This is a genomic window from Pseudohaliea sp., from assembly GCF_054552115.1.
Genome location: NZ_JBTOLW010000006.1, coordinates 76742 through 92403 on the forward strand (window position 1 = coordinate 76742; position 15662 = coordinate 92403).

Annotated in this window: 13 protein-coding genes; 8 read left to right on the plus strand and 5 right to left on the minus strand. The window is 70.4% G+C overall.

The genetic code is table 11. From position 1 onward, the window contains the following. The first annotated feature begins 288 nt into the window (after positions 1–288). The 6 genes from ACX93N_RS04895 (at position 289) to ACX93N_RS04920 (ending at position 9254) form a co-directional block, all read left to right on the plus strand. Positions 289–2703, plus strand: coding sequence for a TonB-dependent receptor (locus ACX93N_RS04895; RefSeq protein WP_459427275.1), 2415 nt, complete (start codon positions 289–291; stop codon positions 2701–2703). 4 nt (positions 2704–2707) lie between these two features. Further along, positions 2708–4573, plus strand: coding sequence for an NAD(P)-binding protein (locus ACX93N_RS04900; RefSeq protein ID WP_459427276.1), 1866 nt, complete (start codon positions 2708–2710; stop codon positions 4571–4573). A gap of 3 nt (positions 4574–4576) precedes the next feature. Then, positions 4577–5947: a Na+/H+ antiporter NhaC family protein gene (locus ACX93N_RS04905; protein ID WP_459427277.1), complete on the plus strand. Its 1371-nt coding sequence runs from the start codon at positions 4577–4579 to the stop codon at positions 5945–5947. A 46-nt stretch (positions 5948–5993) separates the two neighbouring features. Then, positions 5994–6428, plus strand: coding sequence for a cupin domain-containing protein (locus tag ACX93N_RS04910; RefSeq protein WP_459427278.1), 435 nt, complete (start codon positions 5994–5996; stop codon positions 6426–6428). 118 nt (positions 6429–6546) lie between these two features. Then, complete coding sequence (locus ACX93N_RS04915) at positions 6547–7002, plus strand: (2Fe-2S)-binding protein (protein ID WP_459427279.1); 456 nt, start codon at positions 6547–6549, stop codon at positions 7000–7002. Then, positions 6999–9254: a xanthine dehydrogenase family protein molybdopterin-binding subunit gene (locus tag ACX93N_RS04920; RefSeq protein ID WP_459427280.1), complete on the plus strand. Its 2256-nt coding sequence runs from the start codon at positions 6999–7001 to the stop codon at positions 9252–9254. The genes ACX93N_RS04915 and ACX93N_RS04920 overlap by 4 nt, the downstream gene beginning before the upstream one ends. A 13-nt stretch (positions 9255–9267) precedes the next feature. Here the strand turns inward: ACX93N_RS04920 and ACX93N_RS04925 are convergent, their stop codons facing one another. Further along, complete coding sequence (locus tag ACX93N_RS04925; protein WP_459427281.1) at positions 9268–10221, minus strand: XdhC family protein; 954 nt, start codon at positions 10219–10221, stop codon at positions 9268–9270. Positions 10222–10551: 330 nt separating this feature from the next. On the opposite strand from ACX93N_RS04925, the gene ACX93N_RS04930 reads away from it, so the two are divergent. Together ACX93N_RS04930 and ACX93N_RS04935 are read left to right on the plus strand one after the other, a co-directional pair. Continuing rightward, positions 10552–11529 carry a zinc transporter ZntB gene (locus tag ACX93N_RS04930; protein WP_459427282.1) on the plus strand — a complete coding sequence of 326 codons (978 nt, stop codon included), beginning with the start codon at positions 10552–10554 and terminating at the stop codon, positions 11527–11529. Between the two features lie 69 nt (positions 11530–11598). Beyond that, the gene (locus ACX93N_RS04935; protein ID WP_459427283.1) at positions 11599–11979 is read left to right on the plus strand and encodes a rhodanese-like domain-containing protein; all 381 of its coding nucleotides are present in this window, start codon (positions 11599–11601) and stop codon (positions 11977–11979) included. Between the two features lie 29 nt (positions 11980–12008). On the opposite strand, the gene ACX93N_RS04940 is transcribed toward ACX93N_RS04935, so the two are convergent. The 4 genes from ACX93N_RS04940 to ACX93N_RS04955 are packed head-to-tail and all read right to left on the minus strand — an operon-like array spanning position 12009 to position 15645. After that, on the minus strand, positions 12009–12773 hold the full coding sequence (locus ACX93N_RS04940; protein ID WP_459427284.1) for a hypothetical protein: 765 nt from the start codon (positions 12771–12773) through the stop codon (positions 12009–12011). A gap of 3 nt (positions 12774–12776) precedes the next feature. Then, complete coding sequence (fumC, locus tag ACX93N_RS04945) at positions 12777–14180, minus strand: class II fumarate hydratase (RefSeq protein WP_459427285.1); 1404 nt, start codon at positions 14178–14180, stop codon at positions 12777–12779. Next, positions 14177–14611 (minus strand): ion channel, encoded by a 435-nt coding sequence (locus tag ACX93N_RS04950; RefSeq protein ID WP_459427286.1) that lies wholly within the window; start codon positions 14609–14611, stop codon positions 14177–14179. The genes fumC and ACX93N_RS04950 overlap by 4 nt, the downstream gene beginning before the upstream one ends. Beyond that, complete coding sequence (locus tag ACX93N_RS04955) at positions 14602–15645, minus strand: DUF2955 domain-containing protein (protein ID WP_459427287.1); 1044 nt, start codon at positions 15643–15645, stop codon at positions 14602–14604. Before ACX93N_RS04955 ends, ACX93N_RS04950 begins: the two co-directional genes overlap by 10 nt. Positions 15646–15662: the final 17 nt, after the last annotated feature.

A 15662-nucleotide genomic window follows, 5' to 3' on the forward strand; every position in this document is an offset into this window, starting at 1 on the left:
CGCTGTGCCAGCGCAGTATAGACCGCGCCTGGCGCAGGGCCGATGGCGCCTACCCCTCGATGGGTAGCGGCAAAGCGGTGTTCCCGCTTGCCGGCCCCCGGGCTTTTGCGTAGCCTCAAGAAAAAATACCGACAGGCGGTCGCTTGCACGCCCCGGGCGCGGCGAGCAGACCCGGCGACAGATCGGTAGCAAGGTACCCGCAAGATAACGTCGAGTCCCTCGCGGCGCCTGCCGGCCTCAGCCGGCCCGCGCCGCCGCGGGGTCCATTACAAAAGCCAGGGGGTAGCTATGACCAGGCGTCACCGTTCCATTCCATCCAGCGCTCGCCGGGGTATCAGCCTCGCCGTGTCCGCCGCACTGTTCTCCGCCGCCAGTAGCGCACAGCAACTGGAGGAGGTGATCGTCACCGCCACCAAGCGGGCCGAGTCCGTCATGGACGTGCCGCTCGCGGTGCAGGCCCTGTCCGGGGACTTCCTGCGCACCGTGAACACGGACGACATCAAGGACCTCGTCTCCTTCACACCGGGCGTTACCGGCAACTCGAAGGACAGCTTTCTCGACACCATCGCCGTCCGCGGCATCTCCACCAACGACTTCGGCAACGGGGGCGACCCGTCCCTCGGGGTCTACAAGAACGGCTTCTACCAGGGCCGTAACGGTGCCGCGGTCACCAGTGTCTTCGACCTCGAGCGCTCCGAGATTCTCCGCGGCCCGCAGGGTTTCCTCTTCGGGCGCAATTCCATTGCCGGCGCCCTCAACATCATCACCCGCAAGCCCGTGCGCGGCGACAGCGACAGCTACATCGACCTGCGCGCCGGCGAGCGGGGCATCTTCCGGGCCGAGGGCGGTACCAACTTCGATCTCGGCGAGGCGATCGCCGTGCGCGTCGCGGGGCTGCACTCCCGCGAGGACGGCTACGTCGACAACGTGATCACCGGTAACGAGCACATCGAGCACGAGAAGACGGCCTTCCGGGTGACCGGCGTCTACGATGCCGGCGGCGCGCTCGACGCGACGCTGTACCTTGAATACGAGGACCGGGAGCAGTCCGGCACGATCTACCGGGCCACCGGCAACGGTCCCGCCTATGCCTTCCTGGAGAGCATCTACGGCGAGATACCGGTGCCCGGCGACCCGCGGGACGTGCGCATCGACGAGCCCCGGAACGGGCTCATCGACAACGGCGAGATCTTCCAGGTCGGCCTGGAGCTGAACTATGACCTCGGCTGGGCGACCCTGACCTCGCTGACCGGCTACAAGGACCACGACTATCACTACACCGAGGACTTCGATGCCACGGCGCTCGCGATCTTCAACTACGAACAGGTGCAGGAGGGCGAGTATTTCGAGCAGGAACTGCGCCTGACCTCGGACACGGACGGGCCGCTCAGCTGGTACGCGGGGGTGTCCTACTACCGCGAGGAGATCGATACGGAATTCCTCGGGCAGCAGGCGGAGGACGTCTACTGCAACGTGTACTGGGGCCAGTCCTGCGCCGACCTGTTCGAGTTCTACAACACCTACTATGGCGGCGCCTACGCCTACATTCTCAACGACTACTGGGGGACCTACAGCTGGACCCCGAGCGCGAACGACGGCCTGATCGACGACTGGAACCGTACCCGCGGCAAGTACCAGGGCTGGGCCGCCTACGTCGACCTGCAGTTCCGCTTCAGTGAGCAGCTGGATGCCAGCTTCGGCGTGCGCTACAACGACGACGAGAAGGAGATGTCCCAGGAGGTCCTCACGGACCGCAACCAGAGTCTCCTTGGCCAGGTGGTGCAGACGGGCTTCACGACCCCCGAGGGGCCCGTGTCCGACACGCAGAGCTGGAGCGAGCCCACCTGGCGCGCGGTGGTCAACTGGCGTCCGACGGACGGCCAGTTGCTCTATGCAAGCGTCACCACCGGCTACAAGCAGGGCGGCTTTAACAGCTTCTCCATCACGCCCGGCGGTCCCTTCAGCGGCGTCGAGGCGGTGCCGGGGCAGTTCCGGCCCTCGTCCTTCGACTCGGAAACCGTGATCTCCTACGAGGTGGGCTACAAGGGCACGCACCTGGACGGCGCCAGCCAGCTGCAGCTCAACGCCTTCGTCTACGAGTACGAGGACCTGCAGGCGACCTGCAGCGAGCCGGGCTCGCCGATCGTCGTCGTCTGTAACACGGGTACCGTCGACGGCCAGGGTGTGGAGGGTGTCTGGAACTATGCCTTCGCCGAGCACTGGAGCTTCGGTGTCGGCTTCTCCTGGTTCGACAGCGAGGGCAAGGGCGTACAGGACTTCTGCGCCGACGGCGAGGAATTCCTCGGCGACCGCAACGCCTGCGAGGGCTCTCCGCTACCGGGGATTCCCGAGTGGACGGCCTACGCCACCCTCGACGGCGCGATTCCCCTTGCCAGCGGGGAGCTCTACGGCAACCTCACCGGCTTCTGGGAAGACGATGCTCCCGCCGACTGGGTGCCGTTCACACCGGAGACGATCGCCGCCGGCGCCCGCGAGGGGGGCGGCTACACGGAGGTGCAGGCCCTGGCCGGCTACCGCTCGCCGGTGGGCTGGTCCCTGGCGCTCTACGTCGAGAACCTGCTCGACGACGAGTACTACGACTTCGAGGGCGGCGTCTCCTCCGCGAGTTCGCCCTACGTGCAGTCGGACATCAGTCCGAGCCGCCCGCGCACCGCCGGCGTCCGCTTCAGCTGGAACCTCTAGCGTCGTGACGCGTCGCCTGCCGATCACCCGCCGGGATTTTCTCGGCGGTATCGCCCTCGGCACGGCCGCCGGCGCGCTGACGCCGGCCGAGCTGCTCGCCGGGACGGCCCCCGCCCCTTATCCGCCGGCCCTCACGGGCCTGCGCGGCAGCCATCCCGGTGCCTACGACGTCGCCCACGCCCTGGCCTGGGAGGGCCGTGAATTCCCGCGCCCGGCGGCGCCGGATGAGTCACCCTATGACCTGGTGGTGGTCGGCGGCGGAATCTCCGGTCTTGCCGCGGCCTTCTACTGGCGCCAGGCGAAGGGGCCGGACGCCCGCATCCTGATCCTCGACAACCACGATGATTTCGGCGGCCACGCCAGGCGCAACGAATTCACTGTCGATGGTGAGCTGCTCGTCGGCTACGGCGGCAGCCAGTCCATCGACACCCCGGGGAGGTACTCGCCCGAGGCCGGTAAACTGCTGCGCGACGTGGGCATCGTCACGGACCGCTTCTACGAGTACTTCGACCAGGCGTTCTCGGAGCGCATGGGGCTGGACGCCGGGATCTGGTTCAGCGCCGAGGCCTACGGCCGCGACGTCACGGCGCCGGGGCTCGATCTCTGGCGCAACCCGGAGAAGGGGCTGGACCCGGCCCAGGTCGCCGCCTACCCGATCGACGACGCGTCCCGCGAGGCGCTCCTCGCGCTGCTGGGGAGCCGTCGCAATTACCTGGCCCACCTGGCGCCGGCGGCGCGCGTGCCCTGGCTGAAGCGCACCAGCTACCGGGATTTTCTCCTCGGGACCGTGGGGGTTCCCGAGGCCGTCTACCTGCTGCTGCGCGACCAGATGCGCGGCTGGTGGGGTGTGGGCTGGGATGCCGTATCCGCCGCCCAGGCGGCGGACCTCGGCATGCCGGGGACGCGCTACCTCGACCTGCCGGAGCCGCCGTCGAACGCGCAGGAGCGCGATGAGCCCTACATCTTCCACTTTCCCGATGGCAACGCCGGGGTTGCCCGCTCCCTGGTGCGTGCGCTCATCCCCGGCGCCATCCCGGGCAGCACCATGGAGGACCTGGTACTGGCGCGCGCCGACTACGGCGCACTGGACCGGCCGGGGCAGGCCTGCCGTCTGCGCCTCTCGAGCACGGCCGTGGACGTGCGCCACCTGCCCGACGAGTCCGCCGTGGATGTCTGCTACGTGCACAACGGGCAGGTACGCAAGGCCCGGGGCCGCCATGCGGTGCTGGCCTGCTACAACGCCATGGTGCCGTATCTCTGCCCTGAGCTGCCGGCCGCGCAGCGGGAGGCGCTCGAATACCCGGAAAAAGTGCCTCTCGTCTACCTGAGCATGGCCGTGCGCAACTGGCGCCCCCTCGCGGAGCTCGGCATGCACAGCATCAGCGTGCCCCAGCCGGACCTCATGCACTCCTTCGGCCTCGACTTCCCCGTCAGCATGGGCGGTGTCGAGTTCGCCCGGGACCCGGAGCAGGCAACGATACTGCATGGCAGCTACATTCCCGCAGCGCCGGATCTTGGCCTCAGCGCCGTCGAGCAGCACCGCGTCGGCCGCCGCGCCATCTACGAGCTGTCCTTCGCCGATTTCGAGCGGCGCATCGTCCGCCAGCTCGACGGGGCGCTCGGCGCGGCCGGGTTCGACGTGGAGCGGGATCTCGCGGGCCTCACGGTCAACCGCTGGCCCCACGGCTATAGCTACGAGTACAACGAGCTCTTCGACCCGCCGGGCTACGACCGCGACCGGGGGCCGCACCTCCTCGGCGCGCGGCAGCTCGGCCGTATCTCCATCGCCAATTCCGACGCGTCGGCCTGGGCCTTCGTGGACGGCGCCATCGACGCGGCCTGGCGCGCCACCCGCGAGCAGCTGGGCTAGCCCGTGGAGCCGACCAGCTGGGGCGCGCTCTGCCTTCTGCCCACGGGCCTGGTCTTCCTTCTCGCCCTGTGGACTCACCGGCCCATCGAGTCCCTGCTCTCGGGCTCGCTGCTGGGCCTGATGATGCTCCATGGCCCGGGTTTCGTGACGGCCATGGCGGAGACCTCGGTCACGGTGCTGACTGACCCCGACGTCGCCTGGGTCATCCTGGTCTGCGGCCTCATGGGCGGCCTTATCGGCCTGCTCCTGCGCACCGGCTCTACCTCGGCCTTTACCGCCTACCTGACGCGGCGGGCGGGAACCCAGCGGCGGGCGCTGTTCATCACCTGGCTCCTGGGCATCGCCATGTTCGTGGACGACTACCTCAACTCGCTCGCCGTGGGCGCCGCCATGCGCGACATCACGGACCGCTTCCGCGTCTCCCGGGAGAAGCTCGCCTACGTGGTCGATTCCACGGCGGCCCCGATCAGCGTCATCATTCCCTACTCCACCTGGGGCGCCTTTTTCGCCGGCCTGATCGTCGCCAACGACCTGGCTGCGGAGGGCGAGGGCCTGGCCGCCTACATCGCCGCCATTCCCTACATGTTCTATGCCTGGGCGGCAGTGCTGGTGGTGCCGCTGGTGATCATGGGCTGGCTGCCGTCCCTCGGGCCCATGCGCGCGGCCGAGCGCCGCGCCGTGGAAGAAGGGGAAATGGTGCCGCCGGAGGCCGCGCACATCGAGGCCGCGAACCGGTCCATTCAGCCCAAGGACGGCATCAGGCCCCGGGTGTGGCTGTTCGTCGCGCCGATGGTGGGCCTGGTCGCCGCCACCATGGCCGCCGGCAACGATTTTCTCGTGGGTATCTACATCGCGCTCGGCGCCACCGTGCTCACCGTGCTGGCCCTGCGCCTCCTCGACCTGCACGAGACTTTCGACACGGTCATCGACGGTTTCAAGATCATGATCGAGCCGCTGGCCGTCCTGGTCGCCGCTTTCATCCTCAAGGAAGTGAACGACGCCCTGGGGCTGGCCGCCTACGTGGTCGCCAGCCTCGAGCCGCTGCTTTCGGCGCAGTCGCTGCCGGTGGTGATCTTCATCAGCATGGGGCTGGTCTCCTTCATGACCGGCTCCAACTGGGGCGTCTTCGTCATCGTGCTGCCGATCGTGGCCAGCCTCGGCCGGAGCCTCGGTGCCGACATGACGCTGCTCATCGGCGCCACGCTGTCCGCCAGCACCTTCGGCAGCCACGCCTGTTTCTATTCCGACGCGACCGTGCTCACGGCGCAGGCGACGGGCTGTACGCCGCTCCAGCATGCGCTGACCCAGCTGCCCTACGCCCTGGTGGCCGCGGCGATCGCCGCGGCCGGTTATCTCGCCATGGGCTATCTTTAAGCCCGTGCCCCTGCCATACCCACAGACCCGACCCCTGGAGGTTTACATGTTGCGCGCCAAGTCCCTGATCGCCGCCGGCTTTCTCGCCGCCGCCCTGCCCGTCGCTGCCGGAGAGGCCATTCACCCGGCAGAAATGAGCCGGGAGGACCTCGCGGGCGGGCTCTTCGACAGCCCCGAGACCCTGGTCAAGGAGGACGGGACCGTCCTCGATATCACCTCCCTGAAATCCTCGGATGGCAAGTTCGCGTCGGGCATGTACCGGGCCGGCCCCTCGCGCTGGGAGATCGAGGAGCCCTACGGGGTCGACGAGTTCATGTATTTCCTCGAGGGCGGGGTCACGCTGACCTCCAGTGACGGCACGGTCACCGAGATCGAGGCGGGCGAGGGCGTGACCATCCCGAAGGAGTGGACCGGCGTCTGGGAGACCGACGGCTACACCAAGATCTGGGTGATCTACTCCGCCGACGGCTCCGGCCTTTAAGCCCTGCCCCCGGGGCAGCGGCGCCTCGCCGCGCTCCGGCCGCAGGCCGGTCGCAACGCGGCCGGTGCCGCGCTAAGGTAGGAGTTCACACCGTTTCGGATAGCAGCGGGAGAGGCTGATGATCAAGTTCACCGTCAACGGCGAGACGCACAGCGTCGAGGGCGACGGCACGCTGCCGCTGCTCTGGTACCTGCGCGACGTCGCCGCGCTGACCGGCACCAAGTACGGCTGCGGCGCCGGCCTCTGCGGGGCCTGCACGGTCCACCTCGACGGCGAGGCCGTGCGCAGCTGCGTGACGTCGGTCGCCGCCGCCGAGGGCAAGGCCGTGACCACGATCGAGGGCCTTGCCGAGAACGCGGACCACCCGGTACAACAGGCCTGGGCGAAGCACCAGGTGCCCCAGTGCGGCTATTGCCAGCCCGGGCAGATCATGCAGGCGGCGGCGCTGCTGTCGAAGAACCCGTCGCCGGATACCGCTGCCATCGACGAGGCCATGGCCGGCAACCTCTGCCGCTGCGGTACCTACCCGCGGATCAGGGCCGCTCTTCTCGACCTCGCGGAGCCCGCATCATGACCGATTACTTCGACCTGTCCCGCCGGCGCTTCCTGCGCACCACGGCGGTGGCCGGCGCCGCCGTGTTCGCGGTGCCGCTCATCGGCCGCCGGGCCGTGCCCGGCGCCATCGCCTCGGAGGCGGCGGCCGCGGGCAGCGAGGCGCGCCTCTTCGTCGCCCTGCAGCCCGACGGCACGGTGGAGATCACCTGCCACCGCTCCGAGATGGGGCAGCACGCCCGCACCGCGGTGGCGCAGATCGTCGCCGACGAGCTCGAGGCGGACTGGAGCCGCATCACCATTGCCCAGGCCCTCGGCGACAAGCGCTACGGCGACCAGAATACGGACGGCTCGCGGAGCATCCGCTTCAACCTGGAGCGCCTGCGCCTGGTGGGCGCCACCGTGCGCCGCATGCTCCGGGACGCCGCGGCGGAGCGCTGGGGCGTGGATGCCGGGAGCTGCCGGGCTGAACAGCACCGCGTTCACCACGATGCCAGCGGGCGCTCCCTCGACTACGGCGAACTGGTCGAGGCCGTCGCCGGCCGCGAACCGCCGGCGGATGTCACGCCCAAGGACCGCGCCGACTGGCGCTATATCGGCAAGGGCAAGGCCATCGTCGACATGCAGGACATCGTCAGCGGCCGTGCCACCTTCGCCGCCGACGTGCGCCTGCCCGGCACCCTGGTGGCCATGATCGCCCGGCCGCCGGTGGTGCTCGCCGACGTGGCCTCCGTCGACGACGGTGCCGCGCGCGCGGTGCCCGGCGTGGTGGACGTGATCCGCATGCCCGCACTTTCGGAGAACCCCGTGGATTTCAATCCGCTGGGCGGGGTGGCGGTACTCGCCGAGCATACCTGGGCGGCGCAGCTGGGCCGCGACAAGCTCGAGATCGACTGGACGGACTCGCCGAACGCGGGCTATGACTCGGCCGGCTTCCGCGGCCGCCTCGAGGCGGCCTGCCGCGAGCCCGGCGACGTGCACCGCAGCAAGGGTGACGTGGAGGCCGCGCTGGCCGAGGCCGGCGACGCGCGGCGGCACGCCGCCGAGTACTACGTGCCGCACCTGGCACAGGCGCCCATGGAGCCGCCCTGCGCCACGGCCCGCTTCGAAAACGGCGTCATGGAAGTCTGGGCCGCGACCCAGAATCCGCAGGCGGACCAGTCCCTGATCGCCGGGCTGCTCGACCTGCCGCCGGAGAAGGTGAAGGTACACGTGACGCTGCTCGGCGGCGCTTTCGGCCGCAAGTCCAAGCCGGACTTCTCCGCGGAAGCCGCCTGGCTGGCCCACAAGAGCGGCCGCCCGGTGCGCGTGCAGTGGCAGCGCGAGGACGATATCCGCCACGGTTTCTTCCACACCGTGAGTGCGCAGCGCCTCGAGGCGGCGCTGGACGACGATGGCCGGCTCACGGCCCTGCGTCACCGCTCGACCTTCCCGACCATCAACGCCACCTTTGAAGCCGGCGCCGAGGTGCCGGGCTTCGAGACGGATCTCGGGCTCTCCGACGCGCCGCTGGCCATCCCGCACATCCAGGCCGAGACCGGCCGCGCCCCGGCGCAGGTGCGCACGGGCTGGATGCGCTCCGTGGCCAATATCTACCACGTGTTCGCGCTGCAGTCCTTCCTGGCGGAGATGGCCCACAAGGCCGGGCGCGATCACCGGGATTTCCTTCTCGAGGCCATCGGCCCGGACCGCATCATCGACTTCGAGGCCGAGGGCTCGACGTTCGGCAATTACGGCGCGGACTTCGATGAATATCCCTTCGATACCGGCCGCCTGAAGCACGTGCTGCGGCGCGCGACCGACATGGCCGGCTGGGGCCGCGAACTGCCCGCCCGCTCCGGCCTGGGCCTGGCGGTGCACCGCAGCTTCCTGACCTATGTCGCGACCGTGGTGGAGGTCGCCGTCGCCGAGGACGGCAGCCTGCGGATCCCGGGGACCTGGGTGGCGGTGGATGCCGGCACCGTGGTCAACCGCGACTCCGTGCGCAACCAGATGGAAGGGGCGTCGGTGTTCAGCCTGAGCTACGCGCTGCACTCGGCGATCACGGTGAAGGACGGTGCGGTGGAGCAGGGCAACTTCGACGACTACCCCGTGGCGCGCATGCCCGAGGCGCCCGCGGCCATCAGCGTCGAGGTGGTCGACTCCGACGCGCCGCCCGCCGGTGTCGGCGAGCCGGGCACGCCGCCCTTTGCGCCGGCGCTGTGCAACGCGATCTTCGCCGCGACCGGGAAGCGCATCCGCGAACTGCCCATCGGCGAGCAGCTCCGCGCCTGAGCCGCGCGCGGGCTCAGGCCGCCGCCGGTCCCCGGCGGCGCAGCTGCACCAGCTCCGCCATGATCGCCACGGCGATCTCCAGCGGTGTCTTGCTGCCGATCGACAGGCCCACGGGGGCGTGCAGACGCGCCAGCGCGCTCTCCGACACACCCAGTTCAAGCAGCCGCTCACGGCGCGCCTCGGTGGTGCGCCGCGAGCCCAGGGCGCCCACGTACCACGCCTCGCCCTCCAGCGCCTCCATGAGCGCCATGTCGTCGATGCGCGGGTCATGGGTCAGGGTGATCACCAGCGAGTGCCGGTCGGCCGCGTGTTCCCGGGCGACGTCATCGGGCATGCCCTGCAGGAGCGGCACGGCGGGCCCGGTCCACTGGTCCAGGGCGCTCTGCCGCGGGTCCGTCACCAGCACGTCGTAGTCCATGGCCAGCGCCAGTTCCGCGAGGCTGGCGGCCAGCTCCCCAGCGCCGACCAGGAGCAGGCGCTGCAGCGGGCCGAAAACCTGGTGAAACTGCCCCCCGTCCAGCTGCGGTGCGGTCGGCGTCTGCCGGTCGTTGAGGGTCGTCCTGCCGCTGTCGAGGTCCACGCTGCGGCAGAGACAGCGGCGTTCCCCGATGGCGGTGCCGAGGGCCGCGAGCCAGGGGCGGTCATCGGGGCCGAGGCGCTGCAGCAGCAGCGTGAGCCGGCCGCCGCAGGGCAGGCCGAGGCGGGCGTTCTCCTCGGCGCTTACGCCGTATTCCACCTGCGCAACGCGACGGCCGGCGAATTCGCCGGACGCCAGCCGGTCGAGGAGATCCTCCTCGACGCAGCCGCCGGAGACGGACCCCGCGCGCGTGCCGTCATCGGCGCAGGCGAGGAGCGAGCCCACGGGGCGTGGCGAGGAGCCGCTGGCGGCGACGATGGTCACCAGCCAGGCGCCGCGGTCGCAGTGGTCGTGGGCGAAGTCGAGGACCTGCTGATCCCGGTGTTCCATCCGTGCTCCGTGCCGGCGGGGCTGTCACCGCCCCGGGGCCCTCGATTATAGTCGCGCCCATGGTGCCCCCTCGACCCTCGATCACGCTGCGACCCGCGCGCCCGGATGACCTGCCCGCCCTGCTGGCCATCGAGGCCGGGAGTTTCGCCGGCGACCGGCTCAGCCGCCGCGCCCTGCGCCGCTGGCTCTCCGTGCCGCATGCCCGTTGCCTCGTGGCCGAGAGCGCGGCGGGTGTCCTGGGCTACGGGCTCGCCAGCCTGCACCGGGCCGGGCGCGTGGCGCGCATCTATCAATGGTATTTTGCGACAGAGCCCCGGGGGGAGGAGCGCGATGGACGACTGGCCGGAGGGCGTGATCCACGCCCTGCAACTCGATGGCGCGGGAGGCGCCCGGGAAGTCCCCTGGGAGGAGGTCCTGGCCTGGCGCCCCGGGGACGGCTGCCTCTGGCTGCACCTTCGCCTGGATGAGCCCTCGACCCGCGCGTACCTGAAAGCGCACAGCGGCCTCAACGACATCGCCATCGACGGCCTGCTCATGGAGGAGACCCGGCCGCGGGTGCTCACGCGGGCCAGTAACCTCCTGCTCACGGTGCGCGGCATCAACCTGAATCCCGGGGAAGACCCGGAAGACATGGTCTCCCTGCGTCTCTGGAGCGATGGCGAGCGGGTGATCACCGTGCGCCGCCGCCGGCTGCAGTCCACGGAAGACATGCTCGAGGGGCTCCGCGCCGGCGACGGCCCCGAATCGGCCCCGGCGCTGCTGGTGGCCTGGCTCGATCGCCTCGTCCAGCGCATGAGCGACAGTATCGAGGGTTTCGAGGACGCGGTGCTCGGCCTCGAGGAGGACCTGCTCCTCGACGATACCGGCTCCCTGCGCGCGAGCCTCGGCAGCCTGCGCAAGCGCACCATTGCCGTCCGCCGCTACCTGGCCCCCCAGCGCGAGGCCCTGGCCCGCCTCGCGACGGAACCGCTGCCCTGGGTCGGGGAGCTCGACCGGCTGCGCCTGCGCGAGATCGCCGACCGGCAGGTGCGCCTGGTCGAGGCTATCGACGAGGTCCGCGAGCGCGCCGCGGTTGCCCACGACGAACTCGCCGCGCGCCTGTCGGAACAGCTCAATGCCCGCATGTACCTGCTCTCCCTGGTCGCGGCGCTGTTCCTGCCCCTGGGCTTCTTCACCGGCCTCATGGGTATCAATGTCGGCGGCATGCCCGGGGTGGAGAGCGAGAGTGGCTTCTGGGTGGTCGCCAGTGGCTGTGTCGTGGCAGCGGTACTGGTGCTCGGAGCCTTCCGTCTCCGGCGCTGGCTTTGACCGGGATCATCCGGCCGCCGGCGCACTGCGTTAGACTTGCTGCACCAAAACCCTGTTGAGGAGCGAGCCGTGAAGACATCCCACGACCTCGTCGCCGATGCCAAGGCGAAGATCCACGAGGTGACCCCGGATGAGGCCGAGGCGTCCCTCGCCGATATCGACCTGGTGATCGACGTCCGCGAGCCTGAGGAATTCCGCGAGGACCACCTGCCCGGTGCCGTGAACATCCCGCGCGGGATGCTCGAGTTCAAGCTCACCGCCGACCCGGCCCTGGAAGACCGTACCCGGCGGGTGCTGGTCTATTGCAAAACCAGCGGCCGCGCGGCCCTGTCGGCCGCCGCCATGCAGGAGATGGGCTATCTCCACGTGGCCTCGATTGCCGGCGGCATCGACGCCTGGCGGGAGGTGGGCAAGGAACTGGTGAAACCCGCGCTGCCGGACTTCGACTAGCCCCTCGAGCCGGTTCGTCGACACGCGTTTCAGCCGGGGAGCAGCACCTCTTCGCAGATCGCGCGTACGTCGTGTGCCTGCCCGCCCTCCTCGAGGGTGAGGTAGAGGGTGATCAGGTAGAAGCCGACCCAGACGAAATCGCTGTGCAGCGTGTAGTCGTGGGCCAGGAAAAAATCGAAGAGCTCATCGAAGGACGCCTTGAAGCTGTCGATGGCGAAGCGCTGCCGCGACTGGCTGATGCCGAAGTGCTGCCGCAGCAGGCCGAACAGTTCGTCGCGGGCGGCGTCGGGCAGCCCCTCCCGCAGCATGCCGGTGGCGAGAAGGGCGCGCTCCAGCAGCGCCTCGTCGCCGCTGTAGAAGCCGCGGTAGATGTCGGCCATGCCCTCCCGGAACGCCGGCCGCAGCTGCACCCAGAGCCCGTTCGGGACGAACACCAGCGCCCGGCCGTCCAGCGCGAAGCGCTGGCTGCGCAGATCCAGGAACAGGCCCTCCTCGTTGAGCCACTGCGCGAAGTAGAGCCGCAGCAGGTCGTCGCCGCAGCGCTTGCGAACGCGCGGCCCGTCCACCGCCGCCAGCGGGCGCAGGCCATCCAGGCCCTCGGCAAGCAGGACCCCCGGGTCGCGCGCCGCCAGGTCCTCGCGCAGCCTCCCCACCCCCGAGCCGCTCACGAAGCGCCAGCTTACGGATTTCAGGCTGCCGAGCAGGGGCTTCCACTCGATGGCGTCCCAGCCCCGGGCGGGCACGAAGCGGGCGAGCTGGCGCAGGTCCTCGGGAACGAAGCGAGGCAGCTGCACGGTTCAGTCGTCGTCCCGGCCGCCGGGGCGCGTCATGGCGTCGACGTCCAGCAGCCGGTCGAAGGTCTCTCCGTCCACCGCGCCCTCCGCGAGGGCCGCTTCGCGCAGCGTCGTACCCTCGGCGTGGGCGCGCTTGGCGATGGCCGCAGCCCGGTCATAGCCGATGGCCGGGGCCAGGGCGGTCACCAGCATGAGGGACTGCTCGAGGTGCGTCGCGATCCGGTCGCGCTCCGGCGCCATGCCCGCGAGGCAGCGCTCGGTGAAGCTGTCCGTGGCGTCGGCGAGCAGGCTGATGCTGGTGAGCACGTTGTAGATGATCACGGGCTTGAAGGTGTTGAGCTGCAGCTGGCCCTGCAGGCCCCCGGCGGTCACGGCGGCGTGGTTGCCGATGACCTGCACGCAGACCATGCCGAGGGCCTCGGCCTGGGTCGGGTTGACCTTGCCGGGCATGATCGAGGAGCCGGGCTCGTTGGCCGGGAGCCGGAGCTCGCCGATGCCGCAGCGGGGGCCGGAGGCGAGGAGGCGCACGTCATTGGCCAGCTTGCCGAGGCTGACGGCGAGGGTGTTCAGCGCCCCGGAGAGCTGCACCAGCGCGTCGTGCGCCGCGAGGGCCTCGAACTTGTTCGGTGCCGTGCGGAAGGGCAGCCCCGTCTCCTCGGCCACGAGGGCGGCGAAGCGCCCGGCGAAGCCGGCCGGGCAGTTGAGGCCCGTGCCGACGGCGGTGCCGCCCTGGGCCAGGGCATAGACGTCCTCCAGGGCCCCTGCGACGCGCCGGCGCCCCAGCGCGGCCTGGGCCGCGAAGGCGGAGAACTCCTGCCCCAGGGTCAGGGGCGTGGCGTCCTGCAGGTGCGTTCGGCCGATCTTGTTGATCCCCTCCCAGGCCGCCGCGTGCTCGCCCAGCATCTCCTCGAGCCGCGCCAGGGCCGGCAGCAGGCGCCGGTGGGCCTCCCGGGCCGCCGCGATGTGCATGGCCGTGGGGAAGCTGTCGTTCGAGGACTGGCCGCGGTTCACGTGATCGTTCGGGTGCACCGGGTCGCGGCTGCCGAGGGTGCCGCCGAGGAGTTCGCAGGCGCGGTTGGCGATCACCTCGTTGGCGTTCATGTTCGACTGGGTGCCGGAGCCGGTCTGCCAGACCGGGAGCGGGAAGTGGTCGTCCCGGCGCCCGTCCATCACCTCCCGGGCGGCGCGGGCGATGGCGTCGGCGAGGTCCGCCGGCAGCGCGCCGAGTTCGCCGTTGGTCCGCGCCGCGCAGTACTTCACCAGGCCCAGGGCGCGAACCAGGGCCAGCGGCATGCGCTGGTCGCCGATGGGAAAATTGCCCAGGGCGCGCTGGGTCTGCGCGCCCCAGTAGCGGTCCGCGGGCACTGCCACCGTGCCCAGGGCGTCCTGTTCCTCGCGGGTGCTCACAGCGGGCGGTCGCCGAGGACCCGGCGCAGGGCGTGCTGGAAGGTCTGCATCAGCGCCGCGGTGGAAATACCGACCATGAGGATGCCGTTGATGGCTTCGAGCGGGCCCAGCAGCGCGTGCCGTTCGGACATGACGATATCACCGTAGCCGAGGGTCGCGAAATTCACGGCCGAATGGTAGACGGCCGCGGCGAATTCGTCGAATTCACCGATGAACAGGAACAGGGCGGCCCAGGCGGCGACCTGGGCGAGGTTGCCGAAGATGAGGATGAGCATGACCCCGGTGAGCACCTTGAGCGCCGAGCCCAGGGCGTGGTCGCGGATACGGGCCTGGCGGCGGGTGTAGAAGCGCAGCGCCAGCACCACGAGCGTGGACTGGAGAACCAGGCAGATGGCCATCACGGGCACGCCGAGAAGGAGGTTCAGGAGCACGGTATGGCCTCCGGGGGGGCGGGGGGCGCCGCGCGGCGCCGGTCGCGCCAGCGCTCCAGCGCGGTCATGGCCAGTATGGCGTAGCCGGTGACGCCGAGGAACAGCGCCATGCGCAGGGCGAAGGCCTGGTACACGTCCTTGCCGGTGGCGCTGTCCTGCACCGCTGCGCCGAGGAGGATGAGTAGGGTCGCCAGGGCGTTCACCCACCAGCCGGGGCCGTGGCGGGTCGGCGCCAGCCCGTAGAGGCGGTAGCCGGTGTACCCCGCGAATACGGCTGTCCAGAGCGCGAAGAACCACAGCGTCGGGGCGAGACCCAGGAGCAGCCAGAAAAGCATGGCACCGGCACCGCCGGCCACGGTCGACGTCAGCAGCTCCCTCGTTGCCGCCCGGGCGCTGACCGTCGACGCCTCCCGCGACAGGAGCAGGGATTTCATGGCCACCGGCAGGTAGAAGGCCGGGTCCAGGAGCAGGAGGCCGATCGGCGGTGCCATGAACAGCGTGGCGCGCAGGGCGATCCACTGGCTGTCGGCCGGCGCGGGGGCCGGCGGTGGCGCTGCTGCCGGGCCGGTGGCGCGAAAGAGCGCGAAAGCGACGACCTGGCAGAGCAGGGCGACCGCCATGGCCAGGACCATGGCCTGGATGAGCATCGCGGCGAGGCCGGGATCTACGGCGGCAATCGCGGGGATGACCGCACAGCCGATGGACAGGAGCATGCCGGCGGGCGCCTTGCCCTCGCTGGTGGCAATGCGGGTACTGAGGTAGATGCCCGCCGCCATGAGCGCAAGGCCCGTCACCGGCCAGGCACTGGCGATCGGGCCCAGGATCACGCCGATGCCCAGGGTGAGCGCCAGGGCCAGCAGGATGGCGATGATGCGCTTGGGCCCGGGCGCCGTGTTGGCGGTGCTGGTCAGGAAGAGGGTGAAGAGGGCCGCCAGGAAGGGCAGCGGCAGCGCCAGGCCGTAGCCCAGCGCGATAGCCAGCGCCGTCGCCGCGGCGAGCCGGTGGCTGCGGCGGCGCGCCTCCAGGGCGGTCACCGGGCGCCGTCCATGAG

What these genes read in the sequence shown, in the direction of transcription:
- ACX93N_RS04895 (WP_459427275.1), top strand. Translation starts at nt 289, where the DNA reads ATGACCAGGCGTCACCGTTCCATTCCATCCAGCGCTCGCCGGGGTATC.
- ACX93N_RS04930 (WP_459427282.1), top strand. Translation starts at nt 10,552, where the DNA reads ATGGACGACTGGCCGGAGGGCGTGATCCACGCCCTGCAACTCGATGGC.
- ACX93N_RS04920 (WP_459427280.1), top strand. Translation starts at nt 6,999, where the DNA reads ATGACCGATTACTTCGACCTGTCCCGCCGGCGCTTCCTGCGCACCACG.
- ACX93N_RS04915 (WP_459427279.1), top strand. Translation starts at nt 6,547, where the DNA reads ATGATCAAGTTCACCGTCAACGGCGAGACGCACAGCGTCGAGGGCGAC.
- ACX93N_RS04925 (WP_459427281.1), bottom strand. Translation starts at nt 10,221, where the DNA reads ATGGAACACCGGGATCAGCAGGTCCTCGACTTCGCCCACGACCACTGC.
- ACX93N_RS04910 (WP_459427278.1), top strand. Translation starts at nt 5,994, where the DNA reads ATGTTGCGCGCCAAGTCCCTGATCGCCGCCGGCTTTCTCGCCGCCGCC.